Annotated in this window: 18 protein-coding genes; 7 read left to right on the top strand and 11 right to left on the bottom strand. The window is 66.8% G+C overall.

Annotated elements, in window-relative coordinates:
* Positions 1–26 precede the first annotated feature (26 nt).
* From KXJ60_RS07010 to ccsA, 8 genes are all read right to left on the bottom strand, one after another.
* Entirely contained in the window at positions 27–527 is a 501-nt protein-coding gene (locus KXJ60_RS07010; protein WP_291125631.1) for a histone H1-like DNA-binding protein, read from the bottom strand.
* 226 nt (positions 528–753) lie between these two features.
* Positions 754–1,926: a ribonucleotide-diphosphate reductase subunit beta gene (locus tag KXJ60_RS07005; RefSeq protein WP_291125617.1), complete on the bottom strand. Its 1,173-nt coding sequence runs from the start codon at positions 1,924–1,926 to the stop codon at positions 754–756.
* 141 nt (positions 1,927–2,067) lie between these two features.
* The gene (locus KXJ60_RS07000; protein ID WP_291125628.1) at positions 2,068–4,971 is read right to left on the bottom strand and encodes a ribonucleoside-diphosphate reductase subunit alpha; all 2,904 of its coding nucleotides are present in this window, start codon (positions 4,969–4,971) and stop codon (positions 2,068–2,070) included.
* 446 nt (positions 4,972–5,417) lie between these two features.
* On the bottom strand, positions 5,418–6,032 hold the full coding sequence (ampD, locus tag KXJ60_RS06995) for a 1,6-anhydro-N-acetylmuramyl-L-alanine amidase AmpD (protein ID WP_291125615.1): 615 nt from the start codon (positions 6,030–6,032) through the stop codon (positions 5,418–5,420).
* The gene (locus tag KXJ60_RS06990) at positions 6,016–7,530 is read right to left on the bottom strand and encodes a sigma-54 dependent transcriptional regulator (protein WP_291125612.1); all 1,515 of its coding nucleotides are present in this window, start codon (positions 7,528–7,530) and stop codon (positions 6,016–6,018) included. Before KXJ60_RS06990 ends, ampD begins: the two co-directional genes overlap by 17 nt.
* Before the next feature lie 23 nt (positions 7,531–7,553).
* Positions 7,554–9,362: a PAS domain-containing sensor histidine kinase gene (locus KXJ60_RS06985; protein ID WP_291125609.1), complete on the bottom strand. Its 1,809-nt coding sequence runs from the start codon at positions 9,360–9,362 to the stop codon at positions 7,554–7,556.
* A 1-nt stretch (position 9,363) separates the two neighbouring features.
* A complete protein-coding gene (locus KXJ60_RS06980) occupies positions 9,364–9,600 on the bottom strand; it encodes a PP0621 family protein (RefSeq protein ID WP_291125607.1) in 237 nt (78 codons plus the stop codon).
* A 10-nt stretch (positions 9,601–9,610) separates the two neighbouring features.
* Positions 9,611–10,411, bottom strand: a complete 801-nt coding sequence (ccsA, locus tag KXJ60_RS06975) for a cytochrome c biogenesis protein CcsA (protein ID WP_291125604.1) — start codon at positions 10,409–10,411, stop codon at positions 9,611–9,613.
* Positions 10,412–10,575: 164 nt separating this feature from the next.
* On the opposite strand from ccsA, the gene ffh reads away from it, so the two are divergent.
* Complete coding sequence (ffh, locus tag KXJ60_RS06970; protein WP_291125602.1) at positions 10,576–11,946, top strand: signal recognition particle protein; 1,371 nt, start codon at positions 10,576–10,578, stop codon at positions 11,944–11,946.
* A 13-nt stretch (positions 11,947–11,959) separates the two neighbouring features.
* Positions 11,960–12,580, top strand: a complete 621-nt coding sequence (locus KXJ60_RS06965; protein WP_291125600.1) for a pyridoxamine 5'-phosphate oxidase family protein — start codon at positions 11,960–11,962, stop codon at positions 12,578–12,580.
* Positions 12,581–12,595: 15 nt separating this feature from the next.
* Here KXJ60_RS06965 and KXJ60_RS06960 read toward each other — a convergent pair whose 3' ends face one another.
* Positions 12,596–13,357, bottom strand: coding sequence for an IclR family transcriptional regulator (locus tag KXJ60_RS06960; protein WP_291125598.1), 762 nt, complete (start codon positions 13,355–13,357; stop codon positions 12,596–12,598).
* 94 nt (positions 13,358–13,451) lie between these two features.
* Here KXJ60_RS06960 and KXJ60_RS06955 point away from each other — a divergent pair, with 94 nt between their 5' ends.
* From KXJ60_RS06955 to KXJ60_RS06935, 5 genes are all read left to right on the top strand, one after another.
* Entirely contained in the window at positions 13,452–14,264 is an 813-nt protein-coding gene (locus KXJ60_RS06955; protein ID WP_291125596.1) for an SDR family oxidoreductase, read from the top strand.
* A 106-nt stretch (positions 14,265–14,370) separates the two neighbouring features.
* Complete coding sequence (locus KXJ60_RS06950; RefSeq protein ID WP_291125594.1) at positions 14,371–15,684, top strand: NAD(P)-binding domain-containing protein; 1,314 nt, start codon at positions 14,371–14,373, stop codon at positions 15,682–15,684.
* A gap of 33 nt (positions 15,685–15,717) precedes the next feature.
* Positions 15,718–16,644: a bile acid:sodium symporter family protein gene (locus tag KXJ60_RS06945; RefSeq protein WP_291125592.1), complete on the top strand. Its 927-nt coding sequence runs from the start codon at positions 15,718–15,720 to the stop codon at positions 16,642–16,644.
* Positions 16,641–17,651 (top strand): SDR family oxidoreductase, encoded by a 1,011-nt coding sequence (locus KXJ60_RS06940; protein WP_291125590.1) that lies wholly within the window; start codon positions 16,641–16,643, stop codon positions 17,649–17,651. The genes KXJ60_RS06945 and KXJ60_RS06940 overlap by 4 nt, the downstream gene beginning before the upstream one ends.
* Entirely contained in the window at positions 17,648–18,553 is a 906-nt protein-coding gene (locus tag KXJ60_RS06935) for an EamA family transporter (protein WP_291125588.1), read from the top strand. Before KXJ60_RS06940 ends, KXJ60_RS06935 begins: the two co-directional genes overlap by 4 nt.
* Positions 18,554–18,612: 59 nt before the next feature.
* Here KXJ60_RS06935 and mdoH read toward each other — a convergent pair whose 3' ends face one another.
* Together mdoH and KXJ60_RS06925 are read right to left on the bottom strand one after the other, a co-directional pair.
* Entirely contained in the window at positions 18,613–20,586 is a 1,974-nt protein-coding gene (gene mdoH / locus KXJ60_RS06930; protein WP_291125586.1) for a glucans biosynthesis glucosyltransferase MdoH, read from the bottom strand.
* A 50-nt stretch (positions 20,587–20,636) separates the two neighbouring features.
* A complete protein-coding gene (locus KXJ60_RS06925; RefSeq protein WP_291125583.1) occupies positions 20,637–22,208 on the bottom strand; it encodes a glucan biosynthesis protein G in 1,572 nt (523 codons plus the stop codon).
* Positions 22,209–22,379 lie beyond the last annotated feature (171 nt).

The following is a 22,379-nucleotide window of genomic DNA, read 5'->3' as shown; positions in this document are numbered from 1 at the left end:
GGCTGCAGGTCATCTCAACGACAACTTCAGGGCTTGCTGGACGTGGGGAACGGCCAAGCTGCCTGAGGGTTGAGCTTCGTCTGCGCCGCAGGAGCAGCAGGGGCCGCCGGCTTCTTGGCCGGCTCAGCTTTTTTTGCTGGGGCTGCCTTTTTCACAGGGGCCTTCTTCGCAGCGGCCTTTTTCGCAGGAGCCTTCTTGGCAGCGGCCTTCTTGGCCGGGGCTGCCTTCTTGGCGGGAGCGGCCTTCTTCGCTGGCGCTGCCTTCTTGGCAGGAGCAGCCTTCTTCGCCGGCGCTGCCTTCTTCGCAGCGACCTTCTTCGCCGGAGCTGCCTTCTTCGCAGGAGCAGCCTTCTTCACTGCGACCTTCTTGGCCGGTGCAGCTTTCTTTGCCGGGGCCTTCTTCGCTGCGACCTTTTTGGCCGGTGCAGCTTTCTTCGCTGGAGCTGCTTTCTTCGCAGCGGGTTTCTTGGCCGGAGCCTTTTTAGCCGGTGCGGCCTTTTTGGCCGGGGCTTTTTTTGCAGTTGCCATTGTTTTCTCCTTGATCAAGTTGCAAAGAGCACTTCAGCCAGCCTTGTCGCCAGCGAAGTGATTCAACGCCCTGAGGCCGTGTGGATGCATCCACGGCTGGCCCCAAGGATTTGAATCCTGTGACAAAACCCTGCCACCGTCGCCTTGGCGATGCGTACAGGGTTTTGGATGAACGGAACACATGTTGGTGGTCAAAAGAGGCAATGCGGCTCCGGTGTTAGCGGCATCAATCCCAGGACAGCGCCCCGCCGGATTGGTATTCGATCACACGGGTTTCGAAGAAATTGCGTTCCTTTTTGAGGTCGATCATTTCGCTCATCCAGGGGAACGGATTCTCTTCGTTGGGAAACAGGGGCTCCAGGCCAATCTGCACGGCACGGCGGTTGGCGATGTAGCGCAGGTAGCCTTTGAACATGGAAGCGTTGAGGCCCAGCACACCGCGCGGCATGGTGTCTTCGGCATAACGGTACTCCAGCTCAACGGCCTTGAGGAACAGCTCCTTGATTTCAGCCTTGAACTCGCTGGTCCAGAGCATCGGGTTCTCCATCTTGATCGCGTTGATCAGATCGATACCGAAGTTGCAGTGCATGGATTCGTCGCGCAGGATGTACTGGTATTGCTCGGCAGCACCTGTCATCTTGTTCTGGCGACCCAGCGCCAGGATCTGCGTGAAGCCCACATAGAAGAACAGCCCCTCCATCAGGCAGGCAAACACGATCAGGCTCTTGAGCAGGCGCTGGTCGGTCTCGGGCGTGCCGGTGTGGAAGTTCGGATCCATGATCGCTTCGATGAACGGGATCAGGAACTCATCCTTGTCGCGGATCGACTGAACTTCGTTGTACGCGTTGAAGATCTCGGACTCATCCAAGCCGAGCGACTCCACGATGTACTGGTAGGCGTGCGTGTGGATCGCTTCTTCGAATGCCTGGCGCAACAGGAACTGGCGGCATTCCGGCGCGGTGATGTGGCGGTATGTGCCCAGCACGATGTTGTTGGCCGCCAGCGAGTCGGCCGTCACGAAGAAACCGAGGTTGCGCTTGACGATGCGGCGCTCGTCTTCAGTCAGGCCGTTGGGGTCTTTCCAGAGCGCGATGTCGCGGCTCATGTTCACCTCTTGCGGCATCCAGTGGTTGGCGCACGTGGCGAGGTATTTTTCCCAGGCCCACTTGTACTTGAACGGCACCAGTTGGTTGACGTCGGTCTGGCCGTTGATGATGCGCTTGTCGGCCACGTTGATGCGGCGTGCAGCAGGCACGGCTGCGGCGGCTGGCGACGGGGCGACGGTGTTGATCGAAGCGGAAGGGGAGGACAGTGCGGCTTGCAGACCCGACGTGCCGGTGGGCAGTGGGTTGTTCGCTGGCTTCGATGAGGGCGTGATGTGATCGTCCCAGGTCAACATAGAAATTTCCAATGTTCGGATTATCAAAGTGTCTGCATGAAATGCAAAGTGATCATGCGAGATGCGCACATTTTGTGTTGCGGTGTTGCATCGAATGGCATTCGTTGAACATCGCAATGCGTGTGCGCATCTCTCATTCGATCACTGACAGGCTTCGCAACCCGGATCGTCGATGGCGCAGAATTTGACGTCGGTTGCTGGCTCTGTCGCGGCCGCTGTGGTGGCCGCCATGCCGGCGCTGGTCGCGCTGAGTGAGACCGCATTGAGCTGGCCCGCACGGCCCGTCGATTTTTCAATCTGGGTGGCCGACGTCGTGCGCAGGTAATAGGTGGTCTTGAGGCCGCGCAACCAGGCGAGCTTGTAGGTGTCGTCGAGCTTCTTGCCGGATGCGCCAGCCATGTAGATGTTCAGGCTCTGCGCCTGATCGATCCACTTCTGGCGACGCGCTGCGGCTTCCACGAGCCACAGGGGTTCGACTTCAAATGCGGTGGCATAGAGCGCCTTCACTTCTTGCGGCACGCGGTCGATCGGGCGCAGCGAACCATCGAAGTGCTTGAGGTCCATGACCATCACGTCGTCCCACAGCCCCAGCCGTTTCAGGTCTTTCACCAGATAGCTGTTGATGACGGTGAACTCGCCGGACAGGTTGGACTTGACCGAGAGGTTGCCGAAACAAGGCTCGATGGAGGCGTCCACGCCGATGATGTTGGAGATGGTCGCGGTGGGTGCGATGGCCACGCAATTGGAGTTGCGCATGCCATCGACAGCGATCTTCTTGCGCAGCGCGTCCCAATCCAGGGCGCCGGAACGGTCCACGTCCACATAGCCGCCGCGTTCACGGGCCAGCAGGTCCAGCGTGTCAGGTGGCAGCACACCCTTGTCCCACAGCGAACCGCGGTAGCTGGCGTAGCGGCCGCGTTCGCGGGCGAGTTCGGTGGATGCCCAGTAGGCGTAGTAGCAGACGGCTTCCATGGAGCGGTCGGCGAACTCCACCGCTTCGTTGGAGGCGTAGGGGATGCGCAGCTCGTACAGTGCGTCCTGGAACCCCATCACGCCCAGGCCCACCGGGCGGTGGCGCATGTTGGAGTCGCGCGCCTTCTTCACGGCGTAGTAGTTGATGTCGATCACGTTGTCGAGCATGCGCATGGCCGTCTTGATGGTGGCCTGCAGCTTGTCGTGATCGAGCACCTTTGCACCGTCGTCACCGCGTTTGACGTGGTTGAGCAGGTTGACCGAACCCAGGTTGCACACGGCGGTTTCGGTGTCGCTGGTGTTGAGCGTGATCTCGGTGCACAGGTTGGAGCTGTGGACCACACCGGCGTGCTGCTGCGGGGAGCGCACGTTGCAGGCGTCCTTGAAGGTGATCCAGGGATGGCCCGTTTCGAACAACATCGAGAGCATCTTGCGCCAGAGGTCGCTGGCGGGCACCTTGCGGTAGGGCTTGATCTCACCGCGTGCGGCTTTTTCTTCGTAGGCCACGTAGGCCTTCTCGAAGTCGGCACCGAAGAGGTCGTGCAGGTCGGGCACGCTGTTGGGCGAGAACAGGCTCCACTCGCCCTTTTCCATCACGCGCTTCATGAACAGGTCGGGAATCCAGTTCGCCGTGTTCATGTCGTGGGTGCGGCGGCGGTCGTCGCCGGTGTTCTTGCGCAGCTCCAGGAATTCTTCAATGTCCAGGTGCCAGGTCTCCAGGTAGGTGCAGACCGCGCCCTTGCGCTTGCCGCCCTGGTTCACCGCCACAGCGGTGTCGTTCACCACTTTGAGGAAAGGCACGACGCCTTGCGATTCACCGTTGGTGCCCTTGATGTGGGAGCCCAGGGCGCGCACGCGCGTCCAGTCGTTGCCCAGGCCGCCCGCAAATTTGGAGAGCAGCGCGTTTTCCTTGATCGACTCGTAGATGCCGTCGAGGTCGTCGGGCACGGTGGTCAGGTAGCAGCTGGAGAGTTGCGAGCGCAGGGTGCCGCTGTTGAACAGTGTGGGCGTGGACGACATGAAGTCGAACGAGGAGAGCACTTCGTAGAACTCGATGGCGCGGGCTTCGCGGTCGATCTCGTTGAGAGACAGGCCCATGGCCACGCGCATGAAGAACGACTGGGGCAGTTCGATGCGGGTCTTGCGCACGTGCAGGAAGTAGCGGTCGTACAGCGTCTGCAGGCCGAGGTAGTCGAACTGCAGGTCGCGCTCTGGCTTGAGCGCGGCGCCCAGACGGGCCAGGTCGAACTGCAGCAGCTTTTCGTCGAGCAGGTCGTTGTCCACGCCCTTCTTGATGAACTGTGGGAAATAGTCGGCGTAGCGCGCGCCCATCTGGTCGGCCGGCACTTCTTCGCCCATCACTTCCTTGACGATGGTGTGCAGCAGCAGGCGTGCGGTGGCGTACGTGTAGTCAGGGTCTTTTTCGATCAGCGTGCGTGCGGCCAGGATGGAGGCCTTGTAGACCTCTTCGATGGGCACACCGTCATACAGGTTGCGCTTGGTTTCGGCGACGATTGGATCGGCCTTGACGTCCTTGCCCAGGCCGCTGCAGGCGGCGTTGATGAGGCTCTGCAGGCGTTGCAGGTCCAGCGGCACGCGCTGGCCACCGTCGATCACATGCAGCACCGGCTCGGACGGCTGCGCCACTTCCGCCTGGTGCGCGCGCTCTTGCGTGCGGCGTTCGCGGTACAGCACGTAGGCGCGCGCCACTTCGTGGTGGCCGCTGCGCATCAGGCCGAGCTCGACCTGGTCTTGCACGTCTTCAATGTGGAAGGTGCCGCCACCCGGGCGCGAGCGCATCAGGGCGCGTGCGACGTTCTGCGTCAGCTCGTCCACCGTTTCGCGCACGCTGGCCGATGCGGCGCCCTGGGTGCCGTGCACCGCCAGGAAGGCCTTCATCATGGCCACAGCGATCTTGCTGGGCTCAAACGGGACCACGGCGCCGTTGCGGCGGATGATCTGGTAGTTGGAAAAAACCGAGCTGCTCGCGGCCAGCGGTGCTGCGGCCGGTGTGACGGCTGTGGGCTTCTGCGTGGCAGGCGATGGGGTGGTGATGGGAGACGCGGTCAGCATGGTTCCTCTTTCGTTCATTTGTTGTGTGGTGATGGCATCGGGTGCAAGGTGTCCGACGACGGGGCAGATGGCAGTGCCGGATCAGCAGTGGCCGCAGCGGACTTTGGCGGACGCCCGACGGACAGCAATCGGGCGTTGGGCATGCGGGAAAAGGCGGGGTTCCGGATTCACAGCGCACACTATATCTGGTGTCCATGTCCCATTCAAGCCACTACGGGTAGTGTTTTCCAGAAAGTCGCCCGGAAGCGGTGTGGCGCCTTTTTCGTCTCGCGGAAATTGTGCGGTTGCACGCCCTGGCGCCCGGCGGGGGATCGCCGCCGAATGGGCAACGCGATTGCATTTTTGCGTGAAGCGCCAGCGTCGGCGCGCGATGCAGCGGGTTTTGCCCCGACGGGGCGCGCCGTTGCAAGGCCGGCTCTTGAAGCGCGGTTTTTCGTGTGTCGAACTCAGCGGTCTGCCGCTGTGCGGGGCAGTGTCTCTTGCGGGAAACACGCGTCGGGCCAACCGAGCGCGGCGCGCAGCCGAGACCAGTCGAATCCGGGGCCCGGGTCCTGTTTGCGACCGGGCGCGATGTGCTCATGGCCGGCCACGTGGGCAACCGGATAACGCTGCACCAGTTGGGTGCAGAGCTGCGCCAGTGCCTCGTATTGCGCGGGTTCAAACCGTTCGCCTTCCAGGCCTTCGAGTTCGATGCCAATCGAGTCGTCGTTGCAGTTGTGTCGGCCACGCCAGCAGGACTGGCCGGCATGCCAGGCGCGCGCGTCGGCATCCACGAACTGGACCACTTCCCCGTCGCGCCGCACGAAGAAGTGCGAAGACACCTCCATGCCCCGGATGTCTTCGAAGTAAGGATGCGCGCCCCAGTCGAGCTGGTTGGTGAAGAGTTGCTCCACCTCCGGGCCGCCATACACGCCGGGTGGCAGGCTGATCGAGTGGAGGACGATCAGGTCGATGGCGGCACCGGGCGGGCGCGGCCCGAAATTGGGCGATGGGCAGTGGCGGGCGGCGCGCAGCCAACCCCCGCGCCAGGAGGCATCGGCGGCGTCAGGCGGTGTCGTCATCGTCCGGGGAGGGCATGGCAATGCCCAGGCGCTGGATGCGGTAGCGCATCTGCCGCAGGTTCAGGCCCAGCCGCGCGGCAGCGGCCGTGCGGTTGAAGTCGCTCTCGCGCAGGGCCTTCATCAGCACCTGCCGCTCCTGTTCGTCCAGGTAGGTTTGAAGATCGGCGGGGATGTCCTCGGGTGGACGCTGAGGTATCGATGGCGAGCCCGCGGCAGGCTCGAGCGTGTCGGGCTGCGTGGGCACCTCCTGCATGTCTTCGGACTCCCCGAAGTCTTCCGGCTCCAGCGCGTGGCCGCTGCTCAGCGCGAGTGCACGTTGCAGCAGGTTCTCGAGCTCGCGCACATTGCCCGGGAGCTCGCGGGACCGCAGCCAGGCCATGGCACGCGGCGACAGATCGGGGACCTTCTGGCCAGACTCGGCGCACAGCCGTTCCAGAAGCGCCTGGACCAGCAGCGGCAGATCGTCGCGCCGTTCGCGCAGGGCTGGTGTGCGCAACCCGATGACGTTGAGCCGGTAAAACAGGTCCTGGCGGAACTGGCCGGCCTGCACCAGCGCATTGAGGTCGCGGTGCGTCGCGCTCACCAGCCGCACGTCGACCGCCTCCTCCTGAACGCCCCCGAGCGCGCGCACCCGGCGCTCCTGGATCACGCGCAGCAGCTTGGCCTGCATGGCCAGCGGCAGATCGCCGATTTCGTCGAGGAACAGTGTGCCGCCGCGTGCCGCCTGGAAGTAGCCATCGCGATCGGTGGTGGCGCCGGTGTATGCGCCCTTGCGTGCACCGAAGAACTCGGCCTCGATGAGGTTTTCAGGGATGGCGCCGCAATTGACCGCCACGAAGGGGCCTGCGCTGCGGTGGCTGCAGTCGTGCACCGCGCGCGCCACGAGCTCCTTGCCGGTGCCGGATTCGCCCAGGATGAGCACGGGCGCCATGCTGGAGGCCACTTTTTCGATGCGCGCCTTGATCTGCACGATGCTGGGCGAGCCGCCCACGATGCGCTGCAGCGAGGGCGCACTGGTGGCGAGTGGCGATCCTTTGCGTGCCGCGTCGGTCGCACCGCCAGCAGGGGCAGCGACGGCACCTGCGACCGCGTTGAGTACCGACCCGGTCACGCTCTGGCGCTGGCTTTGCAAGGCGGCCGTGACCGCGCTGCGCAGTTGTTTGAGGTCGACCGGTTTGGTGAGGTAGTCAAACGCACCCGCCTTGAGCGACTCGACGGCGTTCTCGGCCGAGCCATAGGCGGTGATGACGATGCTTTTCTCGGGGCGTTGCGCCTCGGCCAGCTCGCGCAGCAGGTCCAGGCCCAGACCGTCGGGCAGGCGCATGTCGGAGATCAGCACGTCAAAGCGTTGCTGCGCCAGCCATTCGCGCGCCTGTGCGAGGTCGGGTGCGGCCACCACCGCGTGGCCCTCGCGCAGCAGCGTGAGCTCGTACAGCGTGCGCAGATCGGGCTCGTCGTCGACGACCAGCACGGAGGCGGGGGTGTTGGAGGTGGGCATCTCGGTGCTCGGGCGTGGAGGCGTCAGCGCGCGCCCAGAGGGGCGTCACCCGACAGCCGGTAGCCATGCGGCTCGTTGCGCGTGGCGACGGAATCGCCCACCGGGTACGACAGGCTTTGCTGCATGGGCTCGCGGGGGGTGGCAGCGGCTGGCCCGCTGGCGGGGATGAGCGCATAAAACTCGTTGCCTTCGCGCTGGTCCAGCCGCGTGCGCCGGTAGGCGATCTGTGCGCCATAGCGCTCACAGAGCTCGCGGCAGATATAGAGGCCCAGTCCGCTGGAGCGGCTCTCGGAGGAGAAGAAGGGCTCGAACAGGTGGCGCATCACGCTGGCTTCGAGCGGCTGGCCATCGCTCCACACCGAGAGGCGCACGTGTTCGTTGCCGCTGGGCTGCGAGATCAGCCGGATCGAAGAGGGCTTGCCGCTGGCGTGACGCAGCGCGTTGTCCAGCAGGTTCACCAGCAGCCGGCGCAGGTGCTCAGGGTCGAAGCCCACGTAGGCTTCGGGCGCATGCACGTGCACACCCAGCACGCGCTCGGCGCGGCTTTGCCTGGCCCATTCCTGTGCGATCTGCCGCACGGTCTGGTCCAGGGGCAGCGTGGGCGATGAGACCTGGCCCTGGCTCGGTTGGGCGCGCGCGACGTTGAGGATGTCGTCGACGATGCGGGCAAGGCGCTGGGCGTTCTGCTCGATCATGCGCGTGAGGCGCTTCTGGGCGGGGGCCTGAACCTCTTCGTCGAGCAGCGCGTTGGCCTGCGTGATGGCCGACAGCGGGTTGCGGATTTCGTGTGCCACAGCGGCCGACATGCGCCCCATGGAGGCCAGCTTCTCGGTGCGCACGCGCGCCTCGACCTCCCGCAAATCTTCCAGAAACAACACACACAGTCCCGCGCGCCGGCCGCCCTGCGCGGTCAGCCGGGTGCGGGCGTGCAGGCGCTGGATCGGGCGGTCCTCGTTGTCGATGGTGGTCTCGGTTTCCAGGGCCTCACCCATGGAAAACGTTTCGTTCACGATGTGCGCCAGGTGCTGCCAGCTCGATCGCGCCGAGAGCAGCAACTTGGCCGCTTGCGGCGATACCTGGCCCAGCAGCATGGCTTGTGCGGCCGGGTTGGCGCTGCGCACGACACCGTGCGGGTCCACCACCAGCACACCCACCGTCAGGCTCTCGATCACGAGTTCGTTGACCTGGGCTTGCGCGCGCGCGGCGGCCTGGCTGCTGGCGGCAAGCGCTTCTTCGCGGGCCAGCCGGATGGCGAGCTGGTTGGCCAGCACCGCCACCAGAAAGAAGCCGGTGCCGGTCAGGCCGGCTTGCAGGAAACGGGCGGTGGACAGGTCGCTGAACAGCGTGGCGTTGAGCGCGGCCTCGCCCAGCAGGTACAGCGTGACGCTGGCGGCCGTGGCCAGCGCCAGCGTGAGCGAGCCCATGATCGCCGCGAGCAGCACCGGCAAGGCAAACAGGGCCGTGTAGTTGATGCTGCCGATCTGGAAGGTCTGCAGCAGGGCGAACACCACCACATCCACGCCGATGGTCAGCAGCCACTGCAATTTCGCTGCGCGGCCTTGCTCGCTCGGTCGCCAGAGGTACAGCGTGAGGAACGCGATGCACAGGTGGGCCGAGCAGACCAGCGTCAGCCAGTCGGGTCCGCCGGATTTCGTGACCAGCAAGAACGCCTGCAAGGCCAGCAGCACGGTGGCAATGAACACCCGTGCGCGCATGAAGGCCCGCCAGAGCCTCACGAAGGCCCGCTGGCGCTGCTCGCGACCCTGGTTGCTCCCGCCTTCGAAGGCCGAGTACCAGGACGGCGCGAACTGCGAGCTGACGTCCCGGACCATCTCAGTCTTCGCGCAGGCGCCGGTGTTCTGCGCTGCAGTAGTGCCCCTGGCTGCCTCGCACGGCTTCGGTTTGTGGCAGGTGCGTGCCGCACTGCTGGCAAGCCACCATGATGGCCGGCGCCTGGGCCCGACCCGACGGGGGCGCGCGGCGCGCGGCCTGGTCCCTGTCGGCCAGGCGGTTGTTGCGCCACACATAGAACGCGACCACGACCACGGCCAGAACGAGCAGGTACTTCATGGGGGCAGTGTCAGGCGCGGTGCAGCAGCACTTCAAGCACGAAGCGCGAGCCGGCGTAGCCCAGCAGCAGCAGACCGGCCGCCAGATAGAGCATGCGCACCGCCACGCGGCCGCGCCAGCCGAGGCGCCAGCGCCCCCCCAGCAGCACGCCCATGGTGAGCCAGGACAGCACGGAGAAGGTGGTCTTGTGGTCCCAGACCCAGCGGTGGTTGAGGGTTTCAGAGAAATACCAGCCCGCCAGCAACGTGGCGCTCAGCAAGGCGAAGCCCGCCGCCACGAAGCGGAAGGTGAGCCGCTCCAGCGTGAGCAGCGGCATGGCCGCATCGTTGGCTTCGCCCAGGCGCATGGACCGCTCGGCGCGTTGCATCAGCCAGGCATGCACCACGGCAGCGCCGATCAGGCCGTACGAGGCGATGCCCAGTGCCCAGTGCAGGGGCATCAGCGGCGATTGCAGGGCCGGGTAGGGTGTGCCGGGGAATACCCAGGCCAGCACCACCACGGCCATGCCCACCACCGCGAGCGTCCAGCGCGCGCGCATCTGCGGGTACAGGCGACTCTCGATCAGGTACACCGTGAGCACCAGCCAGGCCGTCACGGACAAGGCCGGCGCAAAGCCGAAGCGCGTGGGTTGCTCGAAGAGACCCAGCATCAGCACGAGCAGATGCAGGGTCCAGGCCAGCACCAGGAAGCCCCGCCTCTGCGGCCCCGACATGCGCGGTTGCGTCCAGGCCAGCACGGCATACACCAGCGCGGCAAGGGCAGACGCGGTGGTCACAGGCAGGTTGGTGGCGAGGGAGGGGAGCAGGCTCATGACCGGTGGAGCGCGCCAGGCGTGAAAGGGGAGGGCGCGGCTAAAATCATCCGGACAGTTTAACGGGCTTGTTCGGCCCGAGCGCGCCGGCCCGCTGGCCGTGCCACCCGCCTGACGGCCCGCATCCACGCGGGTCAGCGGCCTTTTCCCCCACCAAGCGCAGCATGGCTTCAGCCCTTTCAGATCGACTCTCACGCATCGTCAAGGAAATGCGCGGCCAGGCCCGCATTACCGAAAGCAACGTCACGGACATGCTGCGCGAGGTGCGCATGGCCCTGCTCGAAGCCGACGTGGCGCTGCCCGTGGTGCGCGATTTCATCGCCCGGGTGAAGGACAAGGCGCTGGGCCAGGAGGTGGTGGGCTCGCTCACCCCGGGGCAGGCGCTGGTGGGGATCGTCAACCGCGAGCTGGCCGCCACCATGGGCGACGGCGTGGCCGACATCAACCTGGCTGCGCAGCCACCGGCGGTCATCCTCATGGCCGGCCTGCAGGGCGCGGGCAAGACCACGACCACCGCCAAGCTGGCCAAGCACCTGATCGAGAAGCGCAAGAAAAAGGTGCTGACCGTCTCGGGCGACGTGTACCGCCCCGCGGCCATCGAGCAGCTCAAGACGGTGACCGGGCAAGCCGGCGCCGAATGGTTCCCCAGCACGCCCGACCAGAAGCCGGTGGACATTGCGCGCGCCGCCCTGGATCACGCGCGCAAACACTACTTTGATGTGTTGCTGGTCGACACGGCCGGCCGGCTGGCGATCGACGAAGCCCTGATGCGCGAGATCCAGGAGCTGCACGCCGTGCTCAAGCCGGTGGAGACGCTGTTCGTGGTGGACGCGATGCAAGGCCAGGACGCGATCAACACCGCCAAGGCCTTCAAGGACGCACTGCCGCTCACCGGCATCGTCCTCACCAAGCTCGACGGCGACTCGCGCGGTGGGGCGGCGCTTTCGGTGCGGGCCATCACCGGCGCGCCGATCAAGTTTGCCGGCGTGTCGGAAAAGATCGATGGCCTGGAGGTGTTTGACGCCGACCGCCACGCGCAACGCGTGCTGGGCATGGGGGACATCCTGGCGCTGGTCGAGCAGGTGACCGCCGGGGTGGACATGGCGGCGGCCCAGAAGCTCGCGGCCAAGGTCAAGAGCGGCGAGGGCTTCGACCTCAATGACTTCCTCGACCAGCTGCGCCAGATGAAGCAGATGGGGGGTCTCTCCAGCCTGATGGACAAGCTGCCCGCCGCCATGGCGGCCAAGGCGGGTCAGGTGGACATGAACCGCGCCGAGAAGGACATCAAGCGCAAGGAAGGGATCATCTGCAGCATGACGCTCAAGGAGCGCAAGAAGCCCGAGATCATCAAGGCCACGCGCAAGCGCCGCATTGCCGCCGGCGCGGGCGTGCAGGTGCAGGAGGTCAACCGCCTGCTCAAGGAGTTCGAGCAGATGCAGGACATGATGAAGAAGATGAAGGGCGGCGGCATGATGAAGATGATGAAGCGCATGGGTGGCATGAAAGGCATGCCCAAGCTGCCCGGCATGGGCTGAACCCCGACACGCCATGACGCTGCGCGACTCCGACCACACCATCGAAAACCTGGCCGCACTCCAGGCCCTGTTTGGTGCCGTGGGCGAAGCCTCGGTGCGCAAGGAGGTTTCGCACCTGCACCCGGTGTACCAGCGCTGGATCGAGGCCTCGCCCTTCGCGGTGCTGGCCACCGTCGGGCCCGACGGGCTGGACGCATCGCCGCGCGGTGACCCGCCGGGGCTGGTGACGGTGCTGGACGCCCACACCCTGCTGTTGCCCGAACGCGCCGGCAACAACCGCATCGACAGCTTGAAGAACATCCTGGCCGATCCGCGCGTGGCCTTGCTGTTTCTGGTGCCGGGCGTGGGCGAAACCCTGCGTGTGAACGGCCGCGCGCGCATCTCGGTGGCGCCAGACTTGCTGCAGCGCCTGGCCATGGACGGCAAGCCGCCCCGTTGCGTGCTGGTCATCAGCGTGGAGTCGGTGTTCTTCCAGTGCGCGCGGGCCATGAAGCGCGCGGGTCTCTGGGATGCGTCCACCCAGACCACGGTGCCCACCGCCGGCGAGATGCTGGCGGCGCTCACCCGGAACGACATCGACGGGGCGGCCTACGACCGCGCCTTGCCCGCGCGCCAGCGCGACACGCTCTATTGAAGTGACACGGGGTGCTCAGCCGAGCGTGCGCGCCAGCGCTTGCGCGGCGGTCTGCAGGCGCGGCAGCTGCAACCGGGCCTGGGCCAGCGTCATGCGCGCGGCGGGGGCTTGCAGCGCAAGGGCGCACCGCACCGTGGTCTGACCGGGTGCGAACACCGGCACCGCCACGCAGACCAGGCCTTCGACGAATTCTTCGGCGTCCACCGCATGGCCGTCGCGCCGGATGGTCTCCAGTTCGGCTTCCAGCGCGTCGCGCCCGGTGAGCGTGCTGGCGGTGTAGCGGCGCAAATCCAGCCCATCGAGCACGGTGCGGCGCTGCCGTGCGCCCATCCAGGCCAGGAAGAGCTTGCCGCTGGCCGAGCAGTGCACTGGTACGCGGGTGCCCGGTCGCAGCTCCATGCGCAGCGGAAACGCCGACTCCACGCGGTCAAGGTAGATCACCTCGGCGCCCGACAGCGCAGTGAGGTTGCAGCTCTCGCCCACCTCGCTGACCAGCTGGCGCAACACCGCGTGGCGCACGCCCTGCAGCGTGCTGCTGCTCAGCGCCGCTTCCGACAGTCGCAGCAGCCGTGGCGCCAGCGCAAAGTGCCGACCGTCCGGTTCGCGCACGAGCCAGCCACCGGCTTCGAGTTGCGTCAGCATGCGGTGCACGGTGGGCTTGGGCCAGCCGCTCTTGGCCACCACGTCGGGCAGGGCCTGGGGCGTGTTTTCACGGGCCAGCAGGTCCAGCAGTTCCAGCAGGCGCAGGCCGGGGCTGACCTCGGTGTCTGTGTTCATATCTCGAATAATGAGACGATTACCGAAAATATTTCGAGACAAATTCTAGTGCCGCCTACATTGCGGGCACAAGCAAACACGAGGAGACGGTGGTTTGACACGTTTGAGCTTTCGCAACGCGGTGGTGACGGGCGCGTGTGGTGGCCTGGGCCAGGCGCTGGTGCGCGAGCTCCTGGAACAGGGCGCGTGCGTGGCGCTGGTCGGCTTGCGGCGACCCGCGCTGGAGGCGCTGGCATCGTTGGCGCCCGGGCGATGCGCCGTCTACACACCGGAGGTGTCCGACGCTGAAGCCATGCAGGCCATGGCGGCCGACTGGCTGGGCCGCTTCGGCCCGCCCGATCTGGTGATGGCCAACGCTGGCGTGGCCGGGGGTTTTGACACCGCGCAGGCCAGCGACCTGGCCACGATGCGCCGCATGCTGGAGATCAATTTGCTGGGCGCGGCCACCACCTTTCAACCGTTTCTGGACCCCATGCGCGCGAGCGGGCAGCGCGGCGCGCTGGTGGGCGTGGCCAGCGTGGCGGGCTGGCGCGGCATGCCGGGCAATGGCGCCTATTGCGCGAGCAAGGCCGGGCTGATCGCCTACCTGCAGAGCCTGCGCGCCGAGCTTCGGCCCACCGCGCTGAGCGTGCACACCGTGAGCCCCGGCTACCTGCGCACGGCACTCACCGCCGGCAACCGCTTTGCCATGCCGGGCCTGCTCGAGCCCGACGAGGCCGCGCGCCGCCTGCTCGCGGGGGTGGCCCGCGGCACCGAACACATCGTGCTGCCCCGGCGCATTGGCTGGCTTTCGCGTGCACTCAGCCTGCTGCCCGCACGGCTGCACGACCGCATCTTGCTAAGCCAGCCGCGCAAACCCCGCGCTGGCGAACCCGGTTCGACCGACATACCAGGTTTGAGGAAATGAAACACCCCCGCCGCGCTGCGCGCGACCCCCTCGAGGGGGCGACGTCTGCGGCCCGGCAAAGCCGGTTCCGCGACGTCTCTGGATCGACAGCCGCCTCTCACACACCATGACCACATCAACACAAGAACAAATCGCCCTCATCGGTGCCGGGCCCTCGGGCCTGGCAGGCGCGCGGTGCCTGCAGAAGCACGGCATCGCCTTTCAGGGCTTTGAGGCCCATACCGATGTGGGCGGGCTGTGGAACATCCACAACCCGCGCTCCACGGTGTATGCCTCGGCGCACCTCATTTCCAGCAAACGCATGACGGAGTTCAGCGAGTTCCCGATGGCCGAGCGCGTGGCCGACTACCCGAGCCACCGCGAGCTGCTGGACTACTTCATGGCCTTTGCCGACCACTTCGGGCTGCGCCAGCACTACCGCTTTGGCGTGCGCGTGCTCCGGGTGGCACCGGTGAGCGACGCGCCCGACACGCTGTGGCGCGTGACCACCGAAGACGCCCAGGGCCAGCAGACCACCGCCGACTACAAGGGCGTGGTGGTGGCCAACGGCACGCTCGCCGAGCCCAACATGCCCGCGTTCGAAGGGCGCTTTGCCGGCGAGCTGCTGCACACCTCCGCCTACAAGCAGGCCTCGCAGTTCAAGGACAAGCGCGTGCTCATCGTGGGAGCCGGCAACTCGGGCTGCGACATTGCGGTCGACGCCGTGCACCAGGCGCGCAGCGTGGACATTTCGGTGCGGCGCGGCTACTACTTCGTGCCCAAGTACGTGTTCGGCAAACCGGCCGATTCCATCGGCGGCAAGATCAAGCTGCCGCCCTGGCTCAAACAGAAGATCGACAGCACGGTGCTGAAGTGGTTTACCGGCGACCCGGTGCGCTTTGGCTTTCCCCAGCCGGCCTACAAGATGTACGAGTCGCACCCGGTGGTGAACTCGCTCATCCTGTACCACATCGGCCATGGCGACGTGGGCGTGCGCGCCGACATCGCGCGCTTTGACGGCCCCACCGTGCACTTCAAGGACGGCAGCCAGGGCGACTACGACCTCGTGCTCGCGGCCACCGGCTACAAGCTGCATTACCCCTTCCTCGACCACGCCCTGCTCAACTGGCAAGGCATGGCGCCGCGCCTGTACCTCAACATCTTTGCGCCGCGCTTTGACCGGCTCGCCGTGCTCGGCATGGTCGAGGCCAGCGGCCTGGGCTGGCAGGGGCGCTACGAACAGGCCGAGCTGGTGGCCCGGTACTTCAAGGGTCTGGACGAAGGCAAGGCCAGCGCGTTGGCACTCCAGGTGGCCAAGGCCGGGCCACCCCCTGATCTCTCGGGTGGCTACAAATACCTGCAGCTCGAGCGCATGGCCTACTACGTGAACAAGGACGTCTACCGCGCCACGGTGCGCAAGGCGGTCGAGGCGCTGGCCTGACGAGCGCCAAGAACAACAACCGAGGAGACCTCCATGCTGCCTGTTGACGAGATCCGCCTGAATTTCAACCCGGCCTCGCTTGCCGTGCTCAACGGCGTGCTGGCCTTCCTGATGTTCGGCATTGCGCTGGACACGCGCATCGATGACTTTCGCCGAGTCGCGCGCATGCCGCTGGCGTTCACGGTCGGCATCGTGGCGCAGTTCATCGCGCTGCCCGCCATCACCTTCGGGCTCACGCTGCTGCTGCAGCCCGCCACGAGCATCGCGCTGGGCATGATCCTGGTGGCCTGCTGCCCTCCCGGCAACGTGAGCAACATCCTGACCCACCGCGCCAACGGCAACGTGGCGCTCAGCGTGTCGATGACGGCGGTGTCCAACGCGATTGCCATCGTCGCCATGCCGCTGAACTTTGCGTTCTGGGGCGGCATTCACCCCACCGCCGCGCCGCTGCTCAAGACCATCGCGCTGGACCCGGTGGAGATGTTCGGCCACATCCTGCTGATCATTGGCGTGCCCTTCGTGCTGGGCCTGTGGTGCGCGCACCGCTTCCCGAACTGGACCACACGCTTCAAGAAGCCGCTGCGCATCCTGAGTTTCATTGCGCTCATCGCCTTCATCGTGGGCGCGATCGCGGGCAACTGGCGCTACTTCCTGGACTATGTCGGGCTGGTGCTGCTGGCGGTGGTGACCCACGACGCGCTGGCCTTTGGCACCGGCTACGCCATCGCCCGCGCCGCCGGCCTGCCCGACTACGACCGCCGCGCGCTCTCCATTGAAGTCGGCATCCGCAACGCGGGGCTCGGCCTCGTCATCATCTTCAGCTTCTTCGGGGGCCTCGGTGGCATGGCCGTGGTGGCGGGCGTCTGGGGCTTCTGGGACATCATCGCGGGCCTGGCCCTGGCGAGCTGGTGGGCACGGCGGCCTTTGCAGGGCGGCGTGCCCGACGCAGGCCGGCCATGAACGCACCGCAAGACAAGGCGCCGGCAGCGCGGCGCGTGCTGGTCACGGGTGCGCAGGGCTTTCTGGGGCGTGGGTTGGTCGAGGCGCTCGCGCGCGCGCCGCATATTGAACACGTGGTGGCGGTGGATGTGCGGGACGTGCCGCCCGAGAACCGCCTGCCCCGTGTGACCTGCGTCGTGCAGGACGTGCGCGACAGCGCCCTCGCCGACACCGTGGGCCAGCACGCCATCGACACCGTGGTGCACCTGGCTTCCATCGTCACACCCGGCAAGGGATCGAACCGCGCGTTCGAGCATTCGGTGGACGTGGGTGGCACCCACAACGTGGTCAGCGCCTGCCTGGCGCACCGCGTGGGCCACCTGGTGGTCTCCAGCAGCGGTGCGGCGTACGGCTACCACGCCGACAACCCGGCCTGGCTGACCGAGGCGCACGCGCTGCGCGGCAACGAGGTGTTTGCCTACGCGCATCACAAGCGCCTGGTGGAGGAGATGCTCGCCGAGGTGCGCCAGACGCACCCCGCGCTGCGCCAGACGGTGCTGCGCATCGGCACCATCCTGGGGGAGCGGGTCGACAACCAGATCACCGCGCTGTTCGAAAAGCCGCGCATCCTCGCCATCGCCGGCAGCGACAGCCCGTTCGTGTTCGTGTGGGACGAGGACGTGACCGGTGCCATCCTGCATGCCCTGAGCGGGCAGGCCGTGCCCGGCTGCTACAACCTCGCCGGCGACGGCGCGCTCACGCTGCCCGAGATCGCGCAGCGCCTGGGCAAGCGGCTGCGCGTGCTGCCCGCCGGCTTGCTGCGCACGCTGCTGCGGGTGGGCTCGGCGCTGGGCGTGAGCCGCTACGGACCGGAGCAGCTCGACTTTCTGCGCTACCGCCCGGTGCTGCTGAACACGGCGCTGAAAGAGCGCTTCGGCTACACGCCGCGCAAGACCAGCGCGCAGGCGTTCGGCGCGTTTGTGGCCGCGCGCGACGCGCAAGGCAGACCCGTGAGGGCGATGCCATGATCGCGTTGCCTCTGTCGCGCGGCGACCTGCTGCGCGCCCTCGCGGTGGTGGTGATCTGGGGCCTGAACTTCGTGGTCATGAAGGTGGGGCTGCAGGGCATCGGCCCCATGTTGCTGGGCGCGCTGCGGTTTGCGGCGGCGTCGCTGCCGTTCCTGCTGTTCGTGCGGTTCCCGAAGCTGCCCGTGCGCTACGTGGTGGCCTATGGCCTCGCGCAGGGGCTGGGGCAGTTCGGCTTTCTGTTTCTGGGCCTGAGCCTGGGCATGACGGTGGGCATGGCCTCGGTGGTGATGCAGACGCAGGCGTTCTTCACGCTGCTGCTGGCGGTGCCGCTGCTGGGCGAGCGCGCGCGTGCCCACCAGTGGCTGGGGCTCACGGTGGCCCTCAGCGGCCTGGTGCTGATCGCCACGGCGCATGGTGAAGGCCCTGGCCAGATGACGCTGGCAGGCTTTGTGCTCACGCTGGGCGCGGGCTTCATGTGGGCGGTGTCGAACATCGTCGTGCGCCTGGCCAACCGGCAAGGCGACTACGACCCGATGCCCTTCATCGTCTGGAGCAGCGTGTTTCCCATCCTGCCGTTTGTGGCGCTGGCGCTGTGGATGGACGGCCCGCAGACCGTGCTGGCCCAGCTCATCGGCCTGCGCTGGCCGGCGCTGCTGGCGGTGTTGTTCCTGGCCTGGCTGGCCACCTTGCTGGCCTACACGCTCTGGACGCAGCTGCTCAAGCGCCACCCGGCTGGCCGCGTCACGCCGTTTTCACTGCTGGTGCCAGTGGTGGGCTTGTGGTCGGCCTGGATGTTCTTCAACGAGCTGCCCATGCCGCAGCAGTGGCTCGGCACGGGCTTGGTGTTGCTCGGGCTCTTGGTGAACCAGCTGGGGGGCTGGTGGGTGGCGCGGCGCGCCTGACGGGACCGGATCACCCGACCTCGCCCACCCGCGGGCGAGCAAGGCAGGCGATCAAAACATCAAGCCGCCTGGTGCGCCAGGGTGAACCGGCTGGCATGCCGCCACGCACGGCGCAGCACCGCAGGCGACCACGATTCCTCAGGGATCAGCAGCACACCGCGCGAGCGCATCCAGGCACCCAGGTCGACGTGGCTCGTGGCCACCGTGAGGGGCACGGCCAGCAACAGCGGCAGGGCCACGGGCATCAGCCAGATCAGCGCGTTGGCGTTGATCGCCGCCACGCCCGCACCCAGCAGGCCAATCACCAACGTCATGGGCGCCAGGCGGGCCAGCGCATCGCGCCACGACACGCCGTTGGCTTCACGCGGGGGCGACTTCCACTCCAGCTTCAGGCCGGTGATGGCCACCAGCACGAACAGCGAGTGGGCCAGCATGCGGATGGGCGCCTGCATCAAGGCCAGCACGGTCTCGACCACCGAACTGCTCAGCAGGCCCACGGTGCCACCGAAGGACTTCTGCTCGCCCTTCATGAACACGGCCAGCAGACCCAGCACGCGCGGCATGAACAGCATCGTCAACGTCCACATCCACAGCGCGCGCAGCTCTTCAGGCACGGCTTGCCAGCTGGGGATGGCGCTCGAATCGGCCGCCCACAGCGCGGTGCCGATGGACAGGAAGGCCAGCCACAGCGGTGCCGACAGGTAAGACATGGCGCCGATGGCGAACATGGTGCGGTGCACGCGGTGGATACCGGGCTCGGCCATGAGGCGCGAGTTCTGCAGGTTGCCCTGGCACCAGCGGCGGTCGCGCTGCAGTTCGCTCAGCAGGTCTGGCGGTTGCTGTTCGTAGCTGCCGGTCAGGTCGGAGACCAGCCACACGTGGTAGCCAGCGCGGCGCATCAGGGCGGCTTCCACGAAGTCGTGGCTCATGATGCCGCCGGACATGCCGCCGGTGCCCTTGATGGGCGCGAGCGCGCAGTGCTTCATGAAGGGCTCGACGCGGATGATCGCGTTGTGGCCCCAGTAGTGCGACTCGCCCAGCTGCCAGAACTGCATGCCCAGCGTGAACAGGCGACCCGTCACGCGCGAGCCGAACTGCTGCGCGCGGGCGTGCAGCGTGGCGTGGCCGATGGCCTGCGTGGCGGTCTGGATGATGCCGGCCTTGGGGTTGGCTTCCATGAGCTTGACCATGGACACCAGGCAGCTGCCGCTCATGACGCTGTCGGCGTCGAGCACGACCATGTAGCGGTAGTCCTTGCCCCAGCGGCGGCAGAAGTCCGCCACGTTGCCGGCCTTGCGGTGGGTGCGGCGGGTGCGCAGGCGGTAGTACACCTCGATCTGCGGCAGGTCGGGCTGGGCGGCGAGGGCGGCGCGCAGGTCTTCCCAGGCGGATTTTTCAGCGGCAGCAATGGCGGGGTCGTAGCTGTCGGACAGCACGAACACGTCGAACTGGCCGGCGTGGCCAGTGGCCGCGAGCGACTCACACGTGGCGCGCAGGCCGGCAAACACCGTGGGCACGTCCTCGTTGCAGATCGGCATGATGATCGCCGTGCGCGCATCGGGGTTCATGGCGTGCTCGCGCACATCGGCCGCGCGCAGCGTGTGGCGGTCGCCAAACAGCGAAACCCAGAAGCCCATGAGGGCGGTGACGAAGCCGGTGACCACCCAGGCCGAGAGCAGGCCGAAGAGCGCCAGCTGGCCATATTGCATCCAGGCGTTGTGGTGCTCGGGTTGCGCGTCGGCAAACAGGCTGGTGGCAAAGGCCGTGCTCAGCACCGCGAGCACCGCGAACACCAGGCGGCGGCGGTTGGCCGCGCTCTGCCAGGCCATGGGCGACTCAGCGACCTCGGTGGCGGTGGCAACGGGCGTGCGCGGGGGCAGCGCGCGGCTGGCAGCGCTCAGCAGGGCGGTGCCGATGCTGTTCCAGAAACCGCGCCAGGGGCGCGGCACCATCGAACCGCGGTTGATCGGGGGCGCCGTCACCGAGTTGGGGTGGCGCTCTTCGCGCAGCTGCGTGCGGGCATGCAAGGGCATGGGAAGGCTCTCAGGCGTGGCACCGTGGTGCGATGGCGCAGGGGCCGTGCTCATTCGGGAAGCAACAGATGTGTCCATGTTTCGCTCACGGTGTCGTTGTGGTGTTGAAGGAAGGCGCGCAGTTCGACCGGCTGGGTCGCGTCGACGCGCTCGACGCGCACGGTCACGCGCCAGGAGCGCGTGGCGGGGTTGGGGTAGGCCAGCGTTTCGAGCACGCGGCCATTGGCGTTGGCGGTGACGACGGCCTTGACCGGTGCGTCAGCGGGCAGGGCGTCGAGCGCGGGGCCGGCGAAATCGATCACGTACTGCGGCTGGCGCGTCTGCTCGGCCGGTGACAGGCGGGTGAAGCCGTAACCGCGGCGGGTCTGCGTGACCCAGCTCGACGGCGGGCGCTGCTGGGTGTCGCCTTGCCAGGCGAGTTCGTAGCTCAGCTCCAGCGGCTGGCCGGGGGCGGGCAGCTGACCGGGCACCCAGTAGGCGACGATGTTGTCGTGCGTCTCATCGGGCGTGGGCAGTTGCACCAGCTCGACGCGCCCGGCGCCCCAGTTGCCCAGCGGCTTGATCCAGGCGCTGGGGCGGCGCTCGTAGCGGGCTTCCACGTCTTCGTAGTTGGCGAAGCTGCGGTCGCGCTGCATCAGGCCGAAACCGCGCGGGTTCTGCATGGTGAAGGAGCTCACCGTGACGTCTTTCGGCCGCTGCAGCGGGCGCCACAGCCATTCGCCTTCGCCGCTGACCATCATCAGGCCGTCGGAGTCGTGCACTTCGGGGCGGAAGTCGCCGCGCAGGGGCTGGTTTTCGCCCGAGAGGAACATGCTGGTCAGCGGTGCCAGACCCAGCGTGTGGACGGGGCCGGCGCCGGCGCGCAGGAACACGCGGGCGTTCACGGTGGTGGTGGTCTGCTGACCAGGGCGGATCACGAAGCGGTAGGCGCCGGTGGCGCGTGGCGACTCCAGCAGGGCCAGGACCGTGACCTCGGTGGCGCCGGCGGCGGGCTGCTGCAGCCAGAACTCGGAGAAGCGCGGGAATTCCTCGCCGCTGCCACCCACGGTGTCGATCGCCAGACCGCGGGCCGACAGGCCGTACTGCTGGCCGGCACCGAGCGCACGGAAGTAGCTCGCGCCCTGGAACACCACCAGCTCGTCCTTGTACGCCTGGCCGTTGAGCGGGTAGTGCAGGCGGAAGCCGGCGTGGCCCAGGTCGCCCCAGCGGCTGGTGTCGAAGTTGTTTTTGCCCTGGTCGAAGTCGGCGCTGCGGTAGGGCAGGTGGTTCACCCGGCCGTCAGGCTTGAGCTCGTGGATGCGCACCGGCTCGGTCTGGTACAGGCCGAGGTGGAAGAACTGGACCTCAAACGGCAGGTTCTGATCTCGCCAGACCGACTGGTCCGGCTTGAAGCGGATGTCGCGCAGCTGGTCGTAGGTGATGGTGGCGAGCTCGGCGGGGAGCTTGTCGCTGTTTGCGCGGTAGGGCTGCGTGGCGCGCGTCTGGGCGAGTTGCGTGAGACTGTCCCAGTCAAAGCGCTCGGCTTGGGCCGACGCCCCGCACAGCGAGACCAGCAGGGCGCCAAGCACGGTCCAGCCGCGCAGCTGGCGGGAGGTGAAAAGGGGGCGAATCGTGTGGGGCATGCCGGTATAAGGGCAAACCCTGTGCCAACACGAAAAAACCCTTTCAAATCAACCGCTTTTCAGGTATCCAGATGTGTCCGGCGCCCTGAAGGGCTGTTCGGGGTGTCTGAACCCCCTGTTTTTGTCGCCAGATGGCGACAGGCTGTTGGGCTGCCGGGGAAAAATCCAGCA

Origin of the sequence: Hydrogenophaga sp. (genome assembly GCF_019264445.1) — a bacterium.
In the GTDB taxonomy this organism is placed as follows: Bacteria; Pseudomonadota; Gammaproteobacteria; order Burkholderiales; family Burkholderiaceae_C; genus Hydrogenophaga.
This window is presented reverse-complemented; position numbering and strand designations above follow the sequence as displayed.

Bases quoted from the DNA above. Each gene is read 5' to 3' on its own strand.
- KXJ60_RS07010 (WP_291125631.1), bottom strand. From the start codon at position 527: ATGGCAACTGCAAAAAAAGCCCCGGCCAAAAAGGCCGCACCGGCTAAA.
- KXJ60_RS07005 (WP_291125617.1), bottom strand. From the start codon at position 1,926: ATGTTGACCTGGGACGATCACATCACGCCCTCATCGAAGCCAGCGAAC.
- KXJ60_RS07000 (WP_291125628.1), bottom strand. From the start codon at position 4,971: ATGCTGACCGCGTCTCCCATCACCACCCCATCGCCTGCCACGCAGAAG.
- ampD (WP_291125615.1), bottom strand. From the start codon at position 6,032: ATGACGACACCGCCTGACGCCGCCGATGCCTCCTGGCGCGGGGGTTGG.
- KXJ60_RS06990 (WP_291125612.1), bottom strand. From the start codon at position 7,530: ATGCCCACCTCCAACACCCCCGCCTCCGTGCTGGTCGTCGACGACGAG.
- KXJ60_RS06985 (WP_291125609.1), bottom strand. From the start codon at position 9,362: ATGGTCCGGGACGTCAGCTCGCAGTTCGCGCCGTCCTGGTACTCGGCC.
- KXJ60_RS06980 (WP_291125607.1), bottom strand. From the start codon at position 9,600: ATGAAGTACCTGCTCGTTCTGGCCGTGGTCGTGGTCGCGTTCTATGTG.
- ccsA (WP_291125604.1), bottom strand. From the start codon at position 10,411: ATGAGCCTGCTCCCCTCCCTCGCCACCAACCTGCCTGTGACCACCGCG.
- ffh (WP_291125602.1), top strand. From the start codon at position 10,576: ATGGCTTCAGCCCTTTCAGATCGACTCTCACGCATCGTCAAGGAAATG.
- KXJ60_RS06965 (WP_291125600.1), top strand. From the start codon at position 11,960: ATGACGCTGCGCGACTCCGACCACACCATCGAAAACCTGGCCGCACTC.
- KXJ60_RS06960 (WP_291125598.1), bottom strand. From the start codon at position 13,357: ATGAACACAGACACCGAGGTCAGCCCCGGCCTGCGCCTGCTGGAACTG.
- KXJ60_RS06950 (WP_291125594.1), top strand. From the start codon at position 14,371: ATGACCACATCAACACAAGAACAAATCGCCCTCATCGGTGCCGGGCCC.
- KXJ60_RS06945 (WP_291125592.1), top strand. From the start codon at position 15,718: ATGCTGCCTGTTGACGAGATCCGCCTGAATTTCAACCCGGCCTCGCTT.
- KXJ60_RS06940 (WP_291125590.1), top strand. From the start codon at position 16,641: ATGAACGCACCGCAAGACAAGGCGCCGGCAGCGCGGCGCGTGCTGGTC.
- KXJ60_RS06935 (WP_291125588.1), top strand. From the start codon at position 17,648: ATGATCGCGTTGCCTCTGTCGCGCGGCGACCTGCTGCGCGCCCTCGCG.
- mdoH (WP_291125586.1), bottom strand. From the start codon at position 20,586: ATGCCCTTGCATGCCCGCACGCAGCTGCGCGAAGAGCGCCACCCCAAC.
- KXJ60_RS06925 (WP_291125583.1), bottom strand. From the start codon at position 22,208: ATGCCCCACACGATTCGCCCCCTTTTCACCTCCCGCCAGCTGCGCGGC.